Source organism: Sinomicrobium endophyticum (assembly GCF_052983315.1).
On sequence record NZ_JBRKIS010000025.1, the window covers coordinates 248,336 to 268,984 of the forward strand.

Annotated in this window: 20 protein-coding genes; 8 read left to right on the plus strand and 12 right to left on the minus strand. The window is 44.0% G+C overall.

The features are described 5' to 3' along the window. Positions 1-7 precede the first annotated feature (7 nt). The 5 genes from accB to pdxA all read right to left on the minus strand — a co-directional run bounded on the left by accB (position 8) and on the right by pdxA (position 4,057). The gene (accB, locus tag ACVBDU_RS09740) at positions 8-496 is read right to left on the minus strand and encodes an acetyl-CoA carboxylase biotin carboxyl carrier protein (protein WP_447179557.1); all 489 of its coding nucleotides are present in this window, start codon (positions 494-496) and stop codon (positions 8-10) included. Between the two features lie 60 nt (positions 497-556). Then, positions 557-1,561: a beta-ketoacyl-ACP synthase III gene (locus ACVBDU_RS09745; RefSeq protein WP_447179558.1), complete on the minus strand. Its 1,005-nt coding sequence runs from the start codon at positions 1,559-1,561 to the stop codon at positions 557-559. Between the two features lie 333 nt (positions 1,562-1,894). Continuing rightward, entirely contained in the window at positions 1,895-2,092 is a 198-nt protein-coding gene (rpmF, locus tag ACVBDU_RS09750) for a 50S ribosomal protein L32 (RefSeq protein WP_072316231.1), read from the minus strand. A gap of 27 nt (positions 2,093-2,119) precedes the next feature. After that, positions 2,120-2,653 (minus strand): YceD family protein, encoded by a 534-nt coding sequence (locus ACVBDU_RS09755; protein ID WP_447179559.1) that lies wholly within the window; start codon positions 2,651-2,653, stop codon positions 2,120-2,122. Between the two features lie 354 nt (positions 2,654-3,007). Next, positions 3,008-4,057, minus strand: coding sequence for a 4-hydroxythreonine-4-phosphate dehydrogenase PdxA (gene pdxA / locus ACVBDU_RS09760; RefSeq protein WP_447179560.1), 1,050 nt, complete (start codon positions 4,055-4,057; stop codon positions 3,008-3,010). 232 nt (positions 4,058-4,289) lie between these two features. On the opposite strand from pdxA, the gene ACVBDU_RS09765 reads away from it, so the two are divergent. Further along, entirely contained in the window at positions 4,290-4,880 is a 591-nt protein-coding gene (locus ACVBDU_RS09765; protein ID WP_447179561.1) for a riboflavin synthase, read from the plus strand. 168 nt (positions 4,881-5,048) lie between these two features. On the opposite strand, the gene ACVBDU_RS09770 is transcribed toward ACVBDU_RS09765, so the two are convergent. The 7 genes from ACVBDU_RS09770 to ACVBDU_RS09800 all read right to left on the minus strand — a co-directional run bounded on the left by ACVBDU_RS09770 (position 5,049) and on the right by ACVBDU_RS09800 (position 13,125). After that, on the minus strand, positions 5,049-5,834 hold the full coding sequence (locus tag ACVBDU_RS09770) for an enoyl-CoA hydratase/isomerase family protein (protein ID WP_447179562.1): 786 nt from the start codon (positions 5,832-5,834) through the stop codon (positions 5,049-5,051). A gap of 4 nt (positions 5,835-5,838) precedes the next feature. After that, the gene (locus tag ACVBDU_RS09775; RefSeq protein ID WP_447179785.1) at positions 5,839-7,275 is read right to left on the minus strand and encodes a sensor histidine kinase; all 1,437 of its coding nucleotides are present in this window, start codon (positions 7,273-7,275) and stop codon (positions 5,839-5,841) included. A 115-nt stretch (positions 7,276-7,390) separates the two neighbouring features. After that, positions 7,391-7,945, minus strand: coding sequence for a CopD family protein (locus ACVBDU_RS09780; RefSeq protein ID WP_447179563.1), 555 nt, complete (start codon positions 7,943-7,945; stop codon positions 7,391-7,393). Positions 7,946-8,026: 81 nt separating this feature from the next. Beyond that, a complete protein-coding gene (locus ACVBDU_RS09785; RefSeq protein ID WP_447179564.1) occupies positions 8,027-9,391 on the minus strand; it encodes an MATE family efflux transporter in 1,365 nt (454 codons plus the stop codon). A 388-nt stretch (positions 9,392-9,779) separates the two neighbouring features. Beyond that, the gene (gene hemH / locus ACVBDU_RS09790) at positions 9,780-10,823 is read right to left on the minus strand and encodes a ferrochelatase (RefSeq protein ID WP_447179565.1); all 1,044 of its coding nucleotides are present in this window, start codon (positions 10,821-10,823) and stop codon (positions 9,780-9,782) included. Between the two features lie 241 nt (positions 10,824-11,064). Continuing rightward, positions 11,065-11,784: a ThuA domain-containing protein gene (locus tag ACVBDU_RS09795; protein ID WP_447179566.1), complete on the minus strand. Its 720-nt coding sequence runs from the start codon at positions 11,782-11,784 to the stop codon at positions 11,065-11,067. A 447-nt stretch (positions 11,785-12,231) separates the two neighbouring features. After that, positions 12,232-13,125, minus strand: coding sequence for an AraC family transcriptional regulator (locus ACVBDU_RS09800; RefSeq protein ID WP_447179567.1), 894 nt, complete (start codon positions 13,123-13,125; stop codon positions 12,232-12,234). Between the two features lie 200 nt (positions 13,126-13,325). Here ACVBDU_RS09800 and hemA point away from each other — a divergent pair, with 200 nt between their 5' ends. From hemA to ACVBDU_RS09835, 7 genes are all read left to right on the plus strand, one after another. Continuing rightward, positions 13,326-14,630: a glutamyl-tRNA reductase gene (gene hemA, locus ACVBDU_RS09805; protein ID WP_447179568.1), complete on the plus strand. Its 1,305-nt coding sequence runs from the start codon at positions 13,326-13,328 to the stop codon at positions 14,628-14,630. Positions 14,631-14,714: 84 nt separating this feature from the next. Then, positions 14,715-15,674, plus strand: a complete 960-nt coding sequence (gene hemC / locus ACVBDU_RS09810) for a hydroxymethylbilane synthase (RefSeq protein ID WP_447179569.1) — start codon at positions 14,715-14,717, stop codon at positions 15,672-15,674. Positions 15,675-15,843: 169 nt separating this feature from the next. Continuing rightward, positions 15,844-17,598 carry a TrkH family potassium uptake protein gene (locus ACVBDU_RS09815; RefSeq protein ID WP_447179570.1) on the plus strand — a complete coding sequence of 585 codons (1,755 nt, stop codon included), beginning with the start codon at positions 15,844-15,846 and terminating at the stop codon, positions 17,596-17,598. Positions 17,599-17,658: 60 nt separating this feature from the next. Beyond that, entirely contained in the window at positions 17,659-18,351 is a 693-nt protein-coding gene (locus ACVBDU_RS09820; RefSeq protein WP_447179571.1) for a potassium channel family protein, read from the plus strand. Further along, positions 18,341-19,015 carry a uroporphyrinogen-III synthase gene (locus tag ACVBDU_RS09825; protein WP_447179572.1) on the plus strand — a complete coding sequence of 225 codons (675 nt, stop codon included), beginning with the start codon at positions 18,341-18,343 and terminating at the stop codon, positions 19,013-19,015. The genes ACVBDU_RS09820 and ACVBDU_RS09825 overlap by 11 nt, the downstream gene beginning before the upstream one ends. Positions 19,016-19,078: 63 nt before the next feature. After that, positions 19,079-20,098 (plus strand): uroporphyrinogen decarboxylase, encoded by a 1,020-nt coding sequence (hemE, locus tag ACVBDU_RS09830; RefSeq protein WP_447179573.1) that lies wholly within the window; start codon positions 19,079-19,081, stop codon positions 20,096-20,098. A gap of 107 nt (positions 20,099-20,205) precedes the next feature. Next, positions 20,206-20,649 carry a DUF6973 domain-containing protein gene (locus tag ACVBDU_RS09835; RefSeq protein WP_447179574.1) on the plus strand — a complete coding sequence of 148 codons (444 nt, stop codon included), beginning with the start codon at positions 20,206-20,208 and terminating at the stop codon, positions 20,647-20,649.

Consider the following 20,649-nt stretch of genomic DNA (forward strand, 5'->3'; position numbering starts at 1 on the left):
AAATTTCTTATGATGGATCAACAAGGAAAAGGGGTTGATCAAATTCTACCGGTGAAGAATCGTCTACCAGGACTTTCACAATCTTTCCGGAAACCTCCGATTCTATTTCATTAAATAGTTTCATGGCTTCGATGACACACAGTACATCTCCCTGCTTAATCGTGCTTCCGACTTCAACAAATAACGGTTTGTCCGGAGAAGGCTTTCGATAAAAAGTTCCGATAATCGGAGATTTTATAGTAAGGTATTTATCGTTTTCCGCCGGGGCCGATTCGGCCGGCTTAACAGGAGCAGCCTGTTCCTGACCCTGCTGTTGCACCGGTTGTTGCGGAACGGTAGGGGCTACCGGAACTTGCTGTATATACGTAGTTTCTGATGTGCTTCCTTCCGTACCAGTCTTGATGGTAATCTTAACGTCATCCATCTCCAGTTTTACTTCACTGGCACCCGACTTGGCAACAAACTTGATCAGATTTTGAATTTCCTTTAGATCCATGATTATTCGTTTTGTTAGTTTTTTAAGTCCGTTATCACTTCCCGTAACGGGACGAATCACTTAGTAATCCCTGGGATCATATGCCCATTTAAGGTAAATGGCTCCCCAGGTAAACCCACCTCCAAAGGCGGCAAATATAAGGTTATCTCCTTTTTTCAATTGATTCTCGTAATCATTTAACAGTAAGGGAAGTGTTGCGGATGTAGTATTTCCGTACTTCTGAATGTTAATCATCACCCTATCTTCATCCAGGCCAATCCGCCCGGCCGTAGCATCAATGATCCTCTTATTGGCCTGGTGCGGTACCAGCCATTGTACGTCTTCTTTGGAAAGGTCATTCTTTTCCATGATCTTTTCCGCAACATCGGCCATGTTAGACACTGCAAATTTAAACACGGTCTTTCCGTCCTGGTGAACGTAATGCTGTTTATTCTTTACCGTTTCTTCCGTCGCAGGGCAAAGTGACCCCCCGGCTTTCATATTCAGGAAAGCCCTTCCCTGTCCGTCAGACCTGAGGTACTCGTCCTGGAGTCCAAGTCCTTCTTCATTGGGCTCAAAAAGAACGGCTCCGCCACCATCCCCGAATATGATACAGGTGGTACGGTCCGTATAATCAATAATGGAAGACATTTTGTCTGCCCCGATAAGTAATATCTTTTTATATCTCCCGGATTCGATATAACTCGCCGCCGTAGACATTCCGAAAAGAAAACTGGAACAGGCAGCCTGCAAATCGTAAGAAAAGGCATTAACCGCCCCGATCGCTGTTGCCACATACGCCCCTGTGGATGCCACCAGGAGGTCGGGCGTAGCCGTAGCCATAATTAAAAGATCTATTTCTTCCGGGTTGATTTTTGCCTTTTTAATAAGGTCCTCTGCAGCTTTAATGGCAAGATATGAGGTTCCCTTGTCTTTGTCTTTGAGAATACGTCTTTCCTTGATCCCCGTTCGTGTGGTTATCCACTCGTCATTGGTCTCTACCATGGTTTCCAACATCTGGTTAGATAACACAAAATCCGGAACGTATGCTCCTACAGCGGTTATTGCTGCTGTTTTTCTACTCATAGTCTAATTTCGTTTATACCAAAACTGCAAAACCGAAAAAAATTAACACAAAACACCTTCCCATCAAGCCCTTCTTATCCGTTCCGGAGCAGTACGCCATTCAGTTTTGGTATTCTTCCGTCTTAATTTCTATTATCAAACCAAATAAATCACACCGTTTTCCGCAAAATCATACATGCATGTCCCTGTGTCTTACGGGATTTCCGCCATGTGAAATTATTAATTTTCTTTGAATATCGGTGCAAAATAGTTGGTTTTTACTATTTAGAAAAATATTTCATCATAAAAAAAACCCCCACAACGTGAGAGTTTTGCTTTTTGGGACCGTAATTACTACGCTACTTCTTCGGTAGAATTGTCGATCAACACCTTACCTCTGTAGTACAATTTTCCTTCATGCCAGTGAGCCCTGTGATAAAGGTGAGCCTCACCTGTAGTAGAATCTACGGCAATTTGAGGAGCAGTCGCCTTGTAATGCGTTCTTCTTTTATCTCTTCTCGTACTAGACTGTCTTCTTTTAGGATGTGCCATTTTCGTCTATTTTAAATTTTGCTTTCTTTATTTATCGGTTAACAGCTTCCTCAGCGTATCCCACCTCGGATCTGTTTCATCGTCTTCGTCTTTTTCTGTTCCCGGTTGTAACTCCGTGAGTTTCCGTACAATTTCCGAATCGAGGCTTCCGTCCTTTATACCCGGATGCACTTTTTTTGCCGGTACGGAAAGCACGGTCATCTCATAAATATACTGTGCCACATTTACCTGGTATTCTCCGTGCGGTAAAATGAGTATTTCCTCATTTTCATCGTTGTATTCTTCCCCGAACTTAACTATAAGGTTAAGCGCCCCTTCTATTTCCTGATCGAAAGGCTCATTGGAGAGATCACAATTTACGTTTACCGTACCTCGTACGGCAAAATCCAACTCCAGTATATTACTTTTTTTGTGTAAGACCACATCTGCTTTTAACGACGCATCGTTAAAATCGGCGTAGTCAAACCCTTCAAAGAACAAATTATCAATACGATAATCAAACCGGTGTTCTCCTTGCTTCAACCCCACAAACGGGATATCGAACTCCTTGAACTTCTTCATCTTAAACCTCAGTTATCTTCGCATCCCATTCCTGACCTTCCGGTATCGGAACGGGTGTGCAAAGATATAAATTTTTATTAATGACCAACTTACTATCTTTATTTTTTCCATTCCTTTTTTATCGCAACCATGTACGGAGACAAAAAGATAACGGAAAAACGACATTTTTCAGTCCGGCTTTCACCGGATTTACTATACTGTGTACAATCAAAAATACGGAAACAAAACGGAAAACAACTTTAAAATGTCCTCATTAACACTTTTAAACGTTTCCGCAAGTCAACTACCCCGGGGCATCCCGACCTATCGGGGCGGAGTATTTAAATCTCACTTAGCGAGTAAAGCAGACGGTCGCTACCTATTACTCATCGATCCCTTTTTCAGCGGATTGGAAGTCAGCTCTTCATACTCTTCCCTGTTTTTGTATATCCGGATGGCTGTAAAAACCGCCTCTTTAAACGACTGGTAATCTGCTACTCCTTTACCGGCAATTTCGTAGGCCGTTCCGTGATCGGGCGAAGTTCTCACTTTACTGAGCCCGGCCGTGTAGTTGACCCCTCTTCCGAAAGACAGTGTTTTAAAAGGAATGAGCCCCTGGTCGTGATAGGCCGCCAGCACAGCATCGAATTTCTTGTAACCGTCCGAACCGAAAAAGCTGTCGGCTGAGTAAGGGCCAAAAGCCATGACGCCTTTTTCAAAAAGCTCCTTTACCACAGGTTTGAGCACCGTTTCGTCTTCTGTCCCTATCACCCCGTTATCCCCGCTGTGCGGATTAATACCCAATATGGCAATTTTAGGTTTACGCACACGGAAATCGCGTACAAGCGAATCGTATATTTTTCCCGTTTTTTTCAGAATAAGGTTCCTGGTGATATTTTCGCTAACGTCTTTTACGGCGATATGATCGGTCATAAGCCCTACTTTCAGTTCTTCGGTCACCATAAACATAAGGGCTTCTCCGTTCAGCTCTTTTGCCAGGTAATCGGTATGTCCGGGGAATTGGAATTCTTCGGACTGTATGTTATGCTTGTTTATCGGGGCAGTCACCAAAACATCCACCTCATCGTTCTTTAGTGCTTCCACCGCAGATTTCAGCGACAGAAAAGCATACTTCCCCGCTTCTTCCGTTTCTTGTCCGAATTCTATTTTGGGAGCATTTTTCGATATGTTCACAATATTCAGCTTGCCCTCTACTGCCTGGGAAGCTTCCTGTACGCCATTGTAACTGACTTCGAGTCCGAAATGTTTTTTCTGAAAAGCGATGACTTTATTGGACGCAAATATCACCGGAGTGCAAAACTCCAGCATACGGCTGTCTTCAAAAGCTTTCAGGATAATCTCCCCGCCTATACCGTTAATGTCTCCGATAGAAATCCCTACCCGTATATTGTTCTTTGTTTTCATGTGCAATATTTATGTAATTTTTTTCTTAGTACATCACAAAATTCAATTCCGTAGGATTTCCCTCTCCCGAAAGCTTTCGGGATTTGCCCCCAACCCTAAAGGGAGAAATCGGGGAATTATCAAAATTCAGTTTTTGTCATGCACTAAAGTAAATTTTATAAAAGCAATAATCCAGGATCGTTTTTATATTCCTTACTTTTACATAGCAAAATTAACCAATAAATACGAAAGAATGTTCACAGGAATCATCGAAGAACTCGGAACGGTAACAAATCTTGTTCCGGAGAAGGACAATTTGCACATTTCTGTTAAAAGCAGTATCACTTCTGAGTTAAAAATAGACCAAAGTGTTTCGCATAATGGCGTATGCCTCACTATAGTTGCCCTGAATGGGGACGAATATACCGTAACTGCTATAAAGGAAACCCTGGAGCGATCTTCGCTGGGGAACCTGAAAAAAGGGGACACCGTAAACCTGGAACGCGCCATGAAACTGGGAGACAGGCTGGACGGACATATTGTTCAGGGACATGTAGACCAAACGGCAGTGTGCTCCGATATAAAAAACGCGAACGGAAGCTGGTCTTTTACCTTTACCTACGACGCGTCTTCCAGCAATATCACTATTGAAAAAGGCTCCATAACCATTGACGGCACCAGCCTTACCGTTGTAGATTCCGGAGTTGATTTTTTTAGCGTAGCCATTATTCCTTATACTTACGAACATACAAATTTCAGGAATTACAAATTAGGCACTGTGGTTAACCTGGAATTTGATGTGGTAGGAAAATATGTAGCCCGGCTGCTGGAACTGCACAAATAAGAATATTTACCACATCCCGGTTTAATCCGGGGAATTTTTAGAGTATATTCGGTAAAACCGGGTCGGGCCGTGTGCGCAGAGACCGCAATCGGTCCGCCCCTTATTCATACACAGAGAAGAGATTGTTTTCCGGGAATAAAATGCGTCGTTAATAAAAAAAGGAGCTGTTTATTTCCCCGGAAATTCCGCTTTTCTCTTTTCCAGGAAAGCAGTGGTACCTTCTTTAAAATCCCCGGTACCGAAACAACTTCCGAAGGCCTGTATTTCGGCCTGATACCCGTCTACTCCATCTTTATACCCGGCATTTATGGCCTGTATTGCCGCTGTGATAGCTACTCCGGAATTTTTACTAATCTTGCGGGCTATATTTTCGCAATAATCGAGTAGCTCTTCCTGCACGGCTACGTGATTGACCAGGCCGTAACTTTTTGCTTCTTCGGCATTGATCATTCCGGCGGTCATTATCATCTCCATAGCTTTGCCCTTACCCACCAGTTGCGGTAACCTTTGCGTTCCGCCATAACCGGGAATCACCCCGAGTGATACTTCCGGCAATCCCATTTTGGCATTGTGCGACGCAACCCGGAAATGGCACGCCATGGCAAGTTCCAGTCCGCCGCCAAGTGCAAAACCGTTTACGGCAGCAATAACAGGAGTAGATAGGTTTTCTATAAAATCGAAAAGCAGTTCCTGCCCTTTTGCCGCCAGGGCTGCACCTTCTTTCACGGAAAAGCCGGCAAATTCGGAGATATCCGCTCCTGCGACAAAAGCTTTTTCCCCGCTTCCGGTAAGGATGATTACCTTTATTTCCGGATCTTCATCGTTTTCCATAAACGCATCGTGCAATTCTTCTATGGTTTTCCTGTTCAAGGCATTGAGCTTTGCAGGGCGGTCTATCGTAATAAAAGCAATACCGTTATCTTCTTCTACGTAAATATTTTCGTATTCCTCCATAACTCTAGTTTTCGGGTTCTTCTTCCGGCTGTTCCTTGGGAAAAACAATGGTAAAAACAGTTCCCCGGCCGGATTGTGATGTAAAGTTAATACTTCCTTTATAGTTTTCCACAATATTCTTTACCATTCCCAGTCCAAGCCCCATACCACTGGTTTTGGTAGTAAATTTGGGTTCGAATATCTTATCGGTGTTCTCTTCCATAATTCCGCAACCGTTATCCGCAACCGTTATCTTTACTTTGGGCCCTTCCGAAAATACGGACACTACTATTTTCGGCTCTTTGTCTTCGGATATGGACTGTATGGCGTTTTTCACCAGGTTGGTGATGACTCTTATGAGTTGTGTACGGTCCAGTTTGGCTACAACTTCTTCTTCGTGGGTAATAAACACGATATAATCTTCGGTAAAAATATCGAGAGCCAATCTTACTACCTCCACCACATTCAGCGTTTCGTTTTGCTGAGCGGGCATACTCGCAAAATTGGAAAAGGCGGAAGCTATACTGCTCATCGTATCTATCTGCTGGATCAGCGTCCTGGAAAATTCGTGGAGTTTCTTCTCCATATCCGGATCGGAGGGATCAAATTTTCTTTGGAAACTCTGTACACTCAACCGCATGGGGGTAAGTGGATTTTTGATCTCGTGAGCCACCTGCCGGGCCATTTCTCTCCAGGCTTGTTCTCTTTCACTCCTGGCCAGTTTTATAGCGCTGTCTTCCAGGGCATCCACCATACTGTTATAAGCATTGACCAGGTTGTATATTTCCTCGCTGGCATGATCCAGCACAATTCTCTTATTGGCAATCCCCGAGCTGAATTTGGTTTCCTGCAGCTTGTCACTAATGGTCTTCAGAGACCTGGTAATATATTTGGATATAAAATAGGCCAGGAAAATGGCTATGATCAGAATAAATATATACACCCCTCCAAGGCGGAACAAAAAGGAACGGAGCTCCCGGTTGTTGAACGAATCGTCCTCAAAATAGGGGATATTGAGTATACCGATCGGCTTGAACCGCATATCCGTAATATACGAATAGGAGGAGCGATACCGGTCCCCGGCAGCCATATGTTTTTCCACATACCTCTTAAAGGGGCTCATGGCTATGTAATTCAATATGGAATCGTTGATCTGCAACATGGCCGAATTTTCTTCGGAATAAGGTTTGGAACTGGTAATAAGATTTCCTTCCAGGTCGTATATATTAAAGGATACATTCTGCACATCGGAAATGGTGTAGATCTCATTCCTGAAGATATATTTCAGGTTTTCCGTTGTCGCAGGCCAGGTCGTGGTTTCGAGCGTATAGTTGATACTGGCGATCACCTGGTCTTCTTTGCGTTCCATGCGTTCCCGGTGATATTCTTCGGATTGCTGTTTGTACTGTAAAATCGTAACCCCTGCAATAAGCACAAAAGCCACGAGTACCAACAGGATCATGGTAACGAAAATACGAAGCCTTAATGATATTCTTTTATCCAACGGTACGAATTAAATTTTACATTGTTCCGGTTTGCAAACCCGGATACTACAACAAACTTTGAGCCATATTTTCTCAGGCATCCGGATTCCTTTCGCGTATGCGTTTATACAAACGCATCCCCAACATAAGTAAAATTCCCAGTACTATAATACCCAGCACTCCGAAAATCCAGTTTATACTGTTTTTCAGAATAACCAAAAATACAATAGCGAAGAGCAGGATAGTAGCCCCCTCATTCCAGATACGCATAAAGCCGGATGAGTATTTTCCCGCCTCGTCGTTTTGCAACTGTTTGAATATCTGGTGTGTTTTCAGGTGATATACAATGAGTAAAAACACAAAAAAAAGCTTTACATGCATCCATCCCATTTTTAACCAGGACGGATATAAAAAAAGCAGCCACACTGCAAATATTACCGCAAGTACGGCTGAGGGCCAGGTGATAATATACCACAATCTCCTGGCCATTATCTTCAGTTGTTTTCCGAGTATTTCCTTTTCCGGAGATGGTTTCCGGAAGGCTTCTACCTGGTAGACAAACAGGCGGGGAATGTAAAACAATCCCGCAAACCAGGTGATTACAAATATAAGATGCAATGATTTGATGTAATTATAATAATCTGTCATTCTTACCTGATTTGTCCTGATAAATTTAGGAATAATATCGGTACTCCGGACATATTACCCCGAACGGAATTTTCAGGAATATTATTCGCTTTCCGTCGAAATAGCCGGTTTTAACTTCTGCCTGATCTCTTTGTTCAGATAAAATCCGGTTACCAATGTAGACAGGAGATCTGCTATCGGAAAAGATATCCATACTCCTAACTCGCCATAAAAACGGGGGAGGACAAGAATAAGAGGGATGAAGAAAAAGCCCTGCCGTGTAAGAGTGAGAAGCAATGCGGGGACCGCTTTTCCAACCGCCTGAAAATAGGCTGCACCTATGAGTTGTATGGCTATAACAGGGGTTGCGGCAAAAACCCAGCGCATGGCATGAGGGGTATTGTTCACTACATCCGCATCTGTGGTAAATACCCGGACTATGGTATCGGGAAACAACATGATAAAAGCAAAGACCAACAGGGCAAGCAAAGCCGCATATTTAATGGCTATGTTAATACTTTCTATAACGCGGGAATACTTCCCCGCACCGTAATTAAACCCGGCAATTGGCAAAAAACCCTGCGTTACACCCAGTACCGGGAAAAGGGCAAACATGAGCATCCTCCCGATTATGGCGTATACGGTAACCGAGGCTTCTCCTCCCAGGTGGTAGAGTATGTTATTTACGAACAGGTAGGTGATACTCACTACGGCCTGCCTGGCCAGGGTTACAAAACCCAGCGCCCCTATCTCTTTCACTATATCCATACGCAGGGCCAGGTGCTTCCAGCCGATCTTCAACTCGGAATTCCCGGAACGGAAAAACCAGAGGATGTAGGCAAAACAAAGAAAATAGGATCCTGTAGTGGCCCATGCGGCACCATACATGCCATAATCCAGCAGGTTGATAAAAATATAATCGAGAAGCAGGTTGCCAATGGACGGGATCATCATGGCCACCATCCCGAATTTGGGCTTGCCTTCCGCACGGATCACATTGTTTCCCATCATACACAAGGCAAGTATGGGAACCCCGTATAACACTATAACATAATAGACCCTGGCGGGGTCGAAAATATCTCCTTTACCTCCGAAACTCGACACTATGGAATCTACAAAGGTGAGTCCGCCCGCTACAAAGGCAAGGGTAACTATAAGCGTCATGGTTATCTGGTTGCCAAAAGTATAGAGTGCTTTCTGCGGATTGTCAGCGCCGAGAGACCTGGATATAATGGAAGCCCCGCCTATACCTATGGCCATACCCAGTGCCGCAATAAAAAAAGATACGGGCAACACTACGTTTATGGCGGCAATGGCTATAGATCCTATCCAGTTACCTACGAATATGGTGTCTATGAGTATATTCAGAGACATAACCAATATACCTATAGACGCAGGCACCGCCTGTTGTATCAGTAATTTGCCTATAGGTTGATCTCCCAGGTCTTTTGATGAAATATTCGCCATAATCTTTTAAATGTCAAATCCCGAAAACCCGCCACACGTATCCTGACCGATACGAAAGGTAAAAGCGGAACTTTCGGGGTAATGATTGCCAAACAATGGGTTGGCATCCGAAAATTATACTACCATACTACGCCTTTTAATGTTGTCGCAGCAGGACAAAAAATATTTTAAACTTGTTCTTTTTAGTACATGACAAAATTCGATTTGGATGGATTTTCCTCTCCCGAAAGCTTTCGGGATTTTTACCCCATCCCTAAAGGGTGATCCCGATAAATATCGGGAGAGGAAAATCAGGTTCCCCTGCCTGCCGGCAGGCTTTAGGGTTAGGGTCAAACTGATTTACCGATAAATCTGCATAAAACAAATTTGTCATGTACTAACCTTGTATTTATTTCTTTACGGCTATCATTTCTTCTCCCTGGTTCGCCCATTCATCCATCCAGCGTGCAAGCACTTTCACCCAGTCATCCCTATCATTTATACAGGGAACTACGTGAAATTCTTCGCCTCCCTTTTCCAGGAAATCCTCCTTTGCTTCCATCCCTATTTCTTCCAGGGTTTCCAGGCAGTCGGAAACAAAGGCCGGGGTAACGATGGCCATTTTTTTGGTACCGTTTTCCGCAAACCCGGCAACGGTTTTATCTGTAAACGGCTGTAACCACGGATCCTTCCCTAAACGCGATTGAAATGAAGTAGAATAAGTACCTTCTTTCAGACCGAGATAAGAGGCCACCTGTTTTGTGGTCTCATAGCACTGGTGCCTGTAGCAAAACTGGTGTGCCGGAGAAGGTGTATTACAACACCTCCCATCGATCTTACAATGAGACTTGGTGATATCGGATTTCCGGATATGCCTTTCGGGAACCCCGTGATAGGAAAACAGGAGGTGTTCCCATTCTTTACCCCGAAGCGCTTCTTCTATGGAAACCGATAATACGCGGACATAATCCGGGTGATTGTAAAAAGCGGGCAGGGTAGTGAAACTCATCTCCGGAAAATATTTCCTCCGGAGTTTTTCGGCCAGAACCAATATGGTTTCGGTAGTAGCCATGGCAAACTGCGGGTATAGTGGTATGAGCAATACTTCTGTTACTCCCTTCCTGTATAATTCGTCCAGACCGGCCTGCAGAGACGGTTTTCCGTATCGCATTGCCAGGGCCACAGGAACAGATACCAGCTCCTCTACCTTTTCCCGTAATCTTCCGGAAAGGACTATAAGAGGCGACCCTTCGTCCCACCAGATTCTTTTATAAGCTTCGGCCGAGTTTTTGGGCCGTGTTCTTAAAATTATACCTTTTACGATAAAGGCCCTCAAAATCCAGGGAACATCAATTACCCTTTCATCCATCAGGAACTCGTCCAGATATTTCTTTACATCTTCTACTTCCGTGCTGTCCGGCGAACCGAGATTGACCAATAAAACACCTTTCATCTTCTTGCTCTGATTTTCGGATAAAAATAGGCATTATTTGAGGTTTAAAAGGAAGGTTTCGGTTTTTTTTGTCAATGCCGCATAACCAGAATTTATGGTGATTTCCGAAAGGGGGTGTTCCTTTTAAATTCCACTGCAACAAACCCTCTCTCCGAACTTTACAACAACAGAAAGCCCACTATCCTTTACCGAAAGCTACTAAAACAGCTCTCTTACAGAAGTACGGAATCCTATAATGCGGTTAACGGTACAGGCAATATTTGATACCTTCCAGAAGGTGTTCGACAAAAGCTTCTTCACTATAAGATTCTATAGTGTGCCCTCCACCGGTATAGAACGAACGGCCACCGGCAAATTCCTGGTACCAGGCTATCGGATGTGAAGGCCCGTTGGTTCCGCCTTCGTACGAAGACTCATCCAGATTGAGCAATACCTTTATATTCGGACTGATATTTTTGAAGTTGTACCATTCATCCGTACGGGTCCAGGTTTCACCGAGGTGCGAGCAGGTGGAGTGGCTCGGCATTTTTACCTGTATTTTCGCTTCCTGAATTTCCGGATGGTTATCAAAATACGCTCCTACCAGCATACCATACCAGGGCCAGTCAAACTCGGTATCGGAAGCGGCATGTACACCAACGAAACCGCCTCCTTTCTCCATAAAGAATTCAAAAGCCCTTTGCTGATCTTCATTGAGGATATCTCCCGAGGTATTTAAAAACATAACAACGTTGTAATGAGACAGTGTGTCTTTATTAAAAAGGGAAGCATCTTCGGAATGTGTCACGTTAAAATGATTTTCCTGTCCGAGTTTTTCTATAAGTGCCGCACCGACTTCTATGGATTCATGCCGGAATCCTTCGGTTTTGGTAAAAACAAGCACATTTTGTTGTTTCTGCGCATAAAGCCCGAAAGCCATTACGGAGAAAAGTGCCGCCAGGAGCGTGGGGGTTAGTTTCATTCCAAATTTTTCTGATTACGTGTTTCTAGTGCGTTACGCGCGAAGCGCAAACGGAGTTTTTTCTTCCTAAAGAATCCCAAATTTAGTGATTAGTTACGGATTATATGACCGGCTTCCGTTTTTTTAACGCATTATCTGTTTTAAATGGCGCTCCATATGGCTGGTATAATCCTGTATAAGAAAGCGGAAATCCACAGTTTTGCCATTACTCAGAAGTATCTGTCTGTCCATCGCCTTTACTTCCTGCCCTTTTATTACCCGTAATATCTGCCTGTTGATCCGCAACCAAAATTAAGGAACTCCTTCCCCTTTACCAGCCGGTATTCCAACCCGGATATAACTTCTTTCATGCGTGTTTGCGCTTTAAAGATTGTTTTAATCATCCCGGTTTCATTACTGTTTTAAGAGAACTCGTCATAAAAACAAAAGGAAAACATTGTACGCGTTCTACCCGTTAAGTGACATCAGGTATTTTTTGGGTGTAGTACCGTATTTTTTCTTAAAAGCGGCGATAAAATGACTCGCTGTGCTATACCCGATCTTAAAGCCCACTTCATTGACGTTGTGTGCGCCTCCTTCGAGCATTTTACGGGCATACTCCATTTTGTAGTCAAAAAGGAAGCTATAGACAGAGTCTCCGTATATCTGCTTAAAACCGGTTTTCAGCTTTTTGAGATTGAGTCCCACTTCATTGGCCAGGCTTTCCAGTCCGGGCGGCTCGGCCATATTGGCTATAATAATGTCTTTTGCCCTGCGGATCCTGGCCACATTTTCTTCATCTACCAGGAAAGGGCATTGTTCTATATCCGCATCTTCCGGTTTATTAAAATACAGGCTCATAAGCTCGTAGGCTTTTCCTTTGAGATAAAGCCGTTTTACCGAATCGTGCAAATTATAATGTGTCATCTGGTTGAGCACCACCATCATTGCCGGGGATATTTCTTCATTGTTATAATATTTTTTATCCCGGTTATCTTCACTCAAAAAATGTATATAGTCCGCTTCATGCGAAAAGAGGGAATGAAACTTTTTAATGGAGATCAGTAAGGAAACAAGCTGTGCTTTAGGCCCCATTTCCAGATCTATGGGAAGATCTCGCTGCGGATTGTACAGTAGCAGAGACTGTTCTTCTTCTACCTGCAGGTGATACCGTCCTCCGTTAAAATTGAACCTGGAACTGCCCCGAAGGCAAAAATGAAACTGAATAAAACTACAATCTATTTCCCGGATAATATGCTGATCGGCACTTTCTTCATTTTGAAGCTTTAAGACGGAAAATCCTTCTTCGAGCTGTATCTCATCAGCAGAACTTATAGCGATATTTTTATCTTCTATAACCATGGCTTAATTCGTGTTTTTTATTTAGAATTATTCTAAACTGATGTTTTTTAAACCGTTGATATTACTACAAATTTAAGGTATTTGGGGCATAAAGTCGCCCAAAAGGACAAAAATTTCCTAAAGCGGCATAAAAAGTTCTTTGAGCGTTATTTTTTTATACGGAGGTATTTTACTTTTGTCTCGATTTTAGAAATTACCTAATGGAAAATTACAACCTTAACCGGGGAAAATATTTTTACGTTGTAGGACTGAGCTACAAAAAGGCAGATGCGGAAATCAGGGGTAAATTCAGTTTGAACGAAGAGAAAAAAACCGTTTTACTTCAACAAGCCAAGGAAGAAGACCTGGACGAGGTTCTGGTTATTTCTACCTGTAACCGTACGGAAATATACGGTTTTGCACAGCATCCCTTTCAGCTTATCAAATTGCTCTGCGACAATTCCAACGGCAGCGTGGAAGAATTCCAGCAGGTTGCTTACGTCTGTAAAGGCAATGACGCCATTACCCATATGTACCGTGTAGGTACCGGACTGGACAGCCAAATACTGGGTGACTTCGAAATCATAGCACAGATAAAAAAGAGTTTTGTCCTTTCCCGTAAACACGGAACCGCCAACGCATTCCTCGAACGTTTATGCAATTCCGTTATTCAGGCCAGCAAACGCATTAAAAATGAGACCGATCTGTCTTCCGGGGCAACTTCCGTTTCTTTTGCATCCGTGCAATACATCCTCAACCATGTAAAAAACGTATCCGAAAAGAACATACTGCTCTTCGGAACCGGAAAAATAGGCCGTAACACTTGTGAAAACCTGATAAAACATACAGGTAACGACCATATAACGCTTATAAACCGCACAAAAGGCAAAGCCGAAAAAATAGCCGGGAAATTCAACCTCTCGGTCAAAGATCTTTCCGAACTTTCTTCGGAAATCGAAAAATGTGATGTCCTTATCGTTGCTACCGGGGCAGAGTCCCCCACCGTTTCCGCTGATCTTATCCCCAACGGAAAAGAAATGCTGATCCTGGACCTTTCCGTTCCTAAAAATGTAGACAGCAGCATAGCAGACATAAGTCATGTAACCCTGGTACACCTGGACCACCTTTCGCAGATGACCGATAAGACCCTGGAGCGCAGAAAATCTTTTGTACCCCGGGCCGAGGTCATTATTGATGAAGTAAAAGATGAATTTACGGAATGGCTTGGCACAAGAAAATTTGCCCCCACTATAAAAGCGCTTAAAAAGAAGCTGAAATCCCTTAAAGATGCGGAATTAGACTTTCAACGCAAAAAAATAAACGGTTTTAATGATGAGCAGGCGGAAATCATAGGCAACCGTATCATACAAAAGATAACTACGCATTTTGCCAATCACCTGAAGGAAAACAATTCTTCTGCAGACGAAAGCCTGGAACTGATCAAAAAGGTGTTCCAACTGGACAATCCCAACAGCAGTTCCGTATCCGTTTCCGAAGAAAAAATCTCCAAAGCCGCTTCCCATTGAAGATACAAACAACCCGTTAATAAACTCCGGCCACATGAAATGCCGGGAAAACCTTATCTTTCCCGATGTGGTAAAACCGAAATCATGGAAAAAACTATCCGTATAGGAACCCGAGACAGCGAACTGGCCTTGTGGCAGGCAAACAAGGTAAAAGACGGCCTGGAACAACTGGGTTGCCGGACCGAGATAGTCCCGGTAAAATCGGACGGAGACATTATCCTGGACAAGCCCTTATACGAACTCGGAATTACGGGAATTTTCACCAAGACCCTCGATGTTGCCATGATACAGGGCAAAATAGACGTTGCCGTGCACAGCATGAAAGACGTCCCCACGGCCTTGCCCAAAGGTATTGTACAGGCAGCTGTATTACAACGCGCGGATGCCTCGGATATACTGGTACACAAGGGAGACCTTTCTTTCCTTGAAAAAACGGGAACCATAGCCACAGGCAGCCTGCGCCGAAAAGCACAATGGCTTCATCGCTATCCGGAGCATTCCGTAGAGAACCTCAGGGGTAATGTCAATACACGCATGCGGAAATTACAGGACAGCAACTGGCAGGGTGCGATTTTCGCGGCTGCAGGGTTGGAAAGAATCTCTCCTTTTACCGGAACGAAAATCAACCCGGAACACCGCATTGCACTGGACTGGATGATCCCTGCTCCTGCACAGGGCGCTATGGTGGCAGTAGCCCTGGAAAACGATTCATACAGTAAAGAGTGCCTGTCGAAACTAAACCACCGGGAAACCGAAATATGCACGCATGTGGAACGGCAGTTCCTCCGTGTACTTGAAGGCGGATGTACTGCCCCCATAGGCGCCAAAGCAGAAATAAAAGGCAACGAAATAACCCTTGCCGGTGTTCTGCTTTCCCCGGACGGAAAGAGAAGGCACACCGTAAACCGTACGGTTGCCCTGGACAGCTACATCCGTTTCGGAGAAACATGTGCCCTGGAAATCCTGGCAAACGGAGGAAAGGAGACCATGAACCTCATAAAACTACACGAAACCAAAGGCCCCGAAGGCAAGGTTTCTTCATAAAAATCGCTCCCGGAAACCGGGGATAAAACTTCGCGGCGCACTTTATTTTTGAATAAACCTCCTTTATCTTTTTAGTTTATATAATTTATTATGAAATTTGCACCACATTGGTTTACCACTCATATCCCGATAATTACGGGTAAACAGAGGAATATATTTCGGATGAAAGATGCCTAAAAAAAACTATAAAAACTATAAAAGCCCTCTTTCCAGGATTTACGGCTTTACGGACATAATCCTCATCGTATTTCTGGTTATCGATTTCGGGTACCAGGCAGATTATCACCTCATATACAACAAATCACTGACCCTGCTGTTAATTGCCATTGCCCTTATCGGACTGAACTTCGCAAGGCTTTACATATCCAAAAACCCGACAGTAAACCGGATGTACAGGGCTAACCTTATTGTTCTGATAAGTACTGTAGTCGTAACTCTTACTGTTTTCTTTCTCGGGAACTTTGACAGCATCCACAAAATAAGGGACATCTCCTATATCATCGATGTCGGGCTTATATTGTATTTTTTACTCCGGCTAACCCATCTTCTCCGGAAACTCTATACGGTGTATCACAATCCGCTGATCCTGTTTATAGGCAGTTTTATGGTCATAGCGCTCATAGGCTCTTTCCTGTTAATGCTTCCTAACGCTACAACTGACGGCATTCGCTATATCGATGCCCTTTTCACCGCCACCAGCGCAGTTTGTGTAACAGGACTTATTGTTATGGATACTGCCACGGAATTCACCTCTCTGGGGCAAACCATCATCCTGGTTATTATTCAACTCGGAGGGATAGGTATGCTTACGTTTACATCCTTCTTTGCTTTTTTCTTCAAAGGGGGGACTTCGTTCCAGGAAGGTCTTAACATAAAAGACCTCATGGGTACCGAACAACTGAACGACGTGCTGAAAATGGCAATGCAGGTGGTTATTTTTACTTTCGGACTGGAACTCGTGGGCACTGTCTTTATCTTTTATTCTATTCACGATATCCCCGACATACAAAACAAGTTGTTTTTCTCTATTTTCCATTCCATATCCGCATTCTGTAATGCCGGTTTTTCCATCTTATCGGATGGGCTTTACGACCAGAATATCAGCCATGCCTATACTTTTCAGTGGATTATCATGTATCTTATTATTCTTGGCGGACTGGGTTATAACATAGCTTTCAACTTTATCCGGTATGCCAAGAAACTGCTGTTGAACCTCATTACCTTCCGGAAGTTCAAACAACCGGTAAGGGTACTTACCCTCAACTCCAAAATCGTAATTGTAAGTACCTCTATCCTCCTCTTTATTGGTACCGTATTCGTCTTCTTCGGAGAACAGAACAATACACTCAAAGACCACGAGGGTTTCTGGGGCAAACTCACTACCGCCAGTTTTGTGTCGGTAACTACCCGGACCGCCGGTTTTAACACGGTAGATTTTTCGGAACTGACAATGCCTGTTATTCTCTTTATCATATTACTGATGTGGATCGGGGCATCACCTGCATCTACCGGGGGTGGTATAAAAACCAGTACCTTTGCACTGGCTACCCTCAACATCATAGCCACGGCCAAAGGCAAAGAACATATAGAGATCGGAACGCGAAGAGTAAACAACCAATCCGTAAGAAGGGCATTTGCTATTATATGTATTTCCCTGATCGTTATCGGGAATGCCATTTTGTTATTACTGATATTCGAAAAAGAGTTCACGCTGATCCAGATTGCTTTTGAAGTCTTTTCGGCATACAGCACCGTAGGACTATCTTTGGGTATTACCGGGGAACTCAGCGATCCGAGTAAATACGTACTCACCTTTGTCATGTTTTTCGGCAGGATAGGGTTACTTAATTTACTTATAGGTATGCTCCGCCGTATACAATCCCATTCGTATCAGTATCCGGAAGAGAATATTTTAATAAACTGATTTTTAACAAAGACCGATCCCGGAAGGCATTAAGAGCCTTCCTCTTAAAATAAAGGACGCATGAAAATTATAATTATCGGACTGGGCAACTTCGGGTCATCACTGGCCGTGTACCTGACCGAAACGGGAAATGAAGTTATCGGTGTGGATAACAAAATGGAGAAGATAGACCGTTTGAAGGACACTATTGCCCATACCGTATGTATGGATGCTACCAATGAAATGGCTTACGGATCTATTCCTCTTAAAAGTGCGGATATAGCTGTCATTGCCATAGGGGAAAACGAGGGAGCCACGATTATTGCAACCGCGATCATTAAAAAACTGTCCACAGCAAAGATCATAAGCCGTTCCCTTTCGGCCATTCACGATACGGTCCTCCATGCCATGGGAATAGAGATCATTGTTCATCCGGAACAGGAATTTGCCGAGGCGCTGGCCAAAAAGATCAACCTGAAAAGCATGATCAACAATTTCGAACTGGATCCTAATCACTCCATATCCGAAATTAAGGCCCTGCCCGAATTTGAAGGGAAAACCCTCCAGGATATCGATTTCCGGAACGAATATAACCTCAATATCATTACCATTATCCGCAAAGAGGTCAAAACGACCTTTTTCGGAACCAGGCAATCCCTGGGCAAAGTAATGGGAGCCGTAAACAGGGACACTGTAGTCACGGCCAACGATATTCTTGTAGTTTTCGGCGCCAATAAAGACATTGCCAAATTCTGTTCCATGAATGAAGCATGACAATCCCCGCATATTATCCACAAAAAAACTGCTTCCCGGTCAAAGAGATTTATTGCTATATGCAGGATTCCGGCTTATCGAGGCAGATTTCATAAAGATAGCATACAGGGATGTGGACCTCATTTCTATCAAAGACCATCTTATTTTTACAAGCAGCAATGCCGTAAAAAGTGTATTACAACATAAAAACAGCGAAGCGCTGAAAAACAAACCTTGCTTTTGTGTAGGTAAAAAAACCGCTGACCTGCTGAAACGGAACGGATTTAAAGTAGTGGTACGAAAAGACTACGCCAAAGAACTCGCTACAGAGATTCTTCAAAATTATGCCAATTACAGGTTCACGTTCTTTTGTGGTAATTTAAGAAAAGATGATCTCCCGGGAACGCTTTCGGCACATCATATCGACTTTAATGAGATAGAAGCCTATACGACACAGCTGGCTCCGCGTAAAATAGCAAGCCGGCCGGAAGGAATTCTTTTTTTCAGTCCTTCCGGCGTGGAGAGTTTCCTCACGGAAAACAATATCGCCGATGAAATTTGTTTTTGCATCGGTTCCACTACGGCAAAAGCCCTAAAGGGGATAACAAAAAACATTGTAATAGCCAATACTCCCGAAGTGGAAAGCGTTATTGCAGGCGTTGCAAAATATTTTAAAAAGATATAAATCCCGGAGGACCACAAAAACACTATTGTACACCCCTCCTTCACATAAATAACCGTATAATCTATGATAAAAAACGACCTGTTTCTGAAAGCCCTCAACGGGGAGACCGTAGAACGCCCCCCGGTGTGGATGATGCGCCAGGCCGGAAGATACCTGCCTGAGTTTCGTGCGTTACGCGACAAGTATGATTTTTTTACCCGTTGCCGCACCCCGGAACTTGCTGCCGAAATTACCGTACAGCCCATCCGTATCGTAAAACCCGATGCCGCCATATTGTTTTCGGATATCCTGGTAATTCCCCAGGCTATGGGTATTGATGTGGAGATGAAAGAAAATGTGGGGCCCTGGCTTCCAAATCCCGTCCGGTCATCGCAAGATGTTGACAAGGTAACCGTACCGGATATCCACGAGACCCTGGGATATGTTATGGATGCCATAAAACTAACCAAACAGGAGCTCAACGATGAAGTGCCCCTTATCGGGTTTGCGGGCTCTCCGTGGACTATCTTATGCTATGCGGTGGAAGGAAAAGGTTCCAAAAGTTTTGACACGGCAAAAGGTTTCTGTTATTCTGAGCCCGAAGCAGCGCATAGACTGTTGCAAAAAATAACCGATACTACCATAGCCTATCTCCTGGAAAAAGTAAAGGCAGGATGTAATGCCATCCAGATTTTCGACAGCTGGGGAGGCATGCTTTCTCCCGTAGATTACCAGGAGTTCTCCTGGCAATACATCAACCAGATCGTGGAGGCCCTGGCGCCTTACACCAAGGTTATCGTATTCGGGAAAGGATGCTGGTTCGCACTTCATGAAATGGGGAAAAGCAAGGCCAGTGCCCTTGGAGTGGACTGGACCTGTTCCGCCCGGAATGCACGCTATTTGAGCGGAGGGCAAATAACCCTCCAGGGAAATTTCGATCCTTCCCGATTGTTATCTCCCCCGGCAACCATCAAAAAAATGGTACACCAGATGATAAACGAATTCGGAAAAGACCGGTATATCGTAAATCTCGGTCATGGTATACTGCCCAATATCCCGGTAGACCATGCCAGGGCATTTATAGACGCGGTAAAAGAATATTGAGGTCTGCCCGGTAAGGTCCGGCAGAACCAGGTGTAGTTTAAAAACAAAGGGCTATGTCGTTATGGAAATTAATCCGGCATCTGAAATTCCGGCAAATCCTAAGCCTTATGGTTTTGTTTGCTAAGCATCCGCTTATGCTTATTCCAACGGCAAAAGCAACGACAAACAGTCTTCGTATTTCCGGCGACCTGTTTCCCAAAAAACACCGGGGCAACGGCAGGGCCAATGCCTTTCGTCATGCCCTGTGGAACATACTGATTGCCCGTGAAGCAATGAAATGGAACAAGAACAGGGAAAAATCCCTGGAATGGGCTAAAACAATAACGGACTGGCACGAAGAATTTGCTCCTAATAAAGAGCTCGCCAAAATTATGGATCTGCACAACAATGTCATAGGCAGGCAAATAGCGGATACATGGTTGCGCGAGGAGAAAGACCTGTCCGACAGCAATATCGCGGAATACCTGAAGAATGCCATGACAGGGAGTAAAAAAATAACCACTCCCTCCGATGCAGACTACTCCGGACTGATCCATATAGAAGAAGAGTAA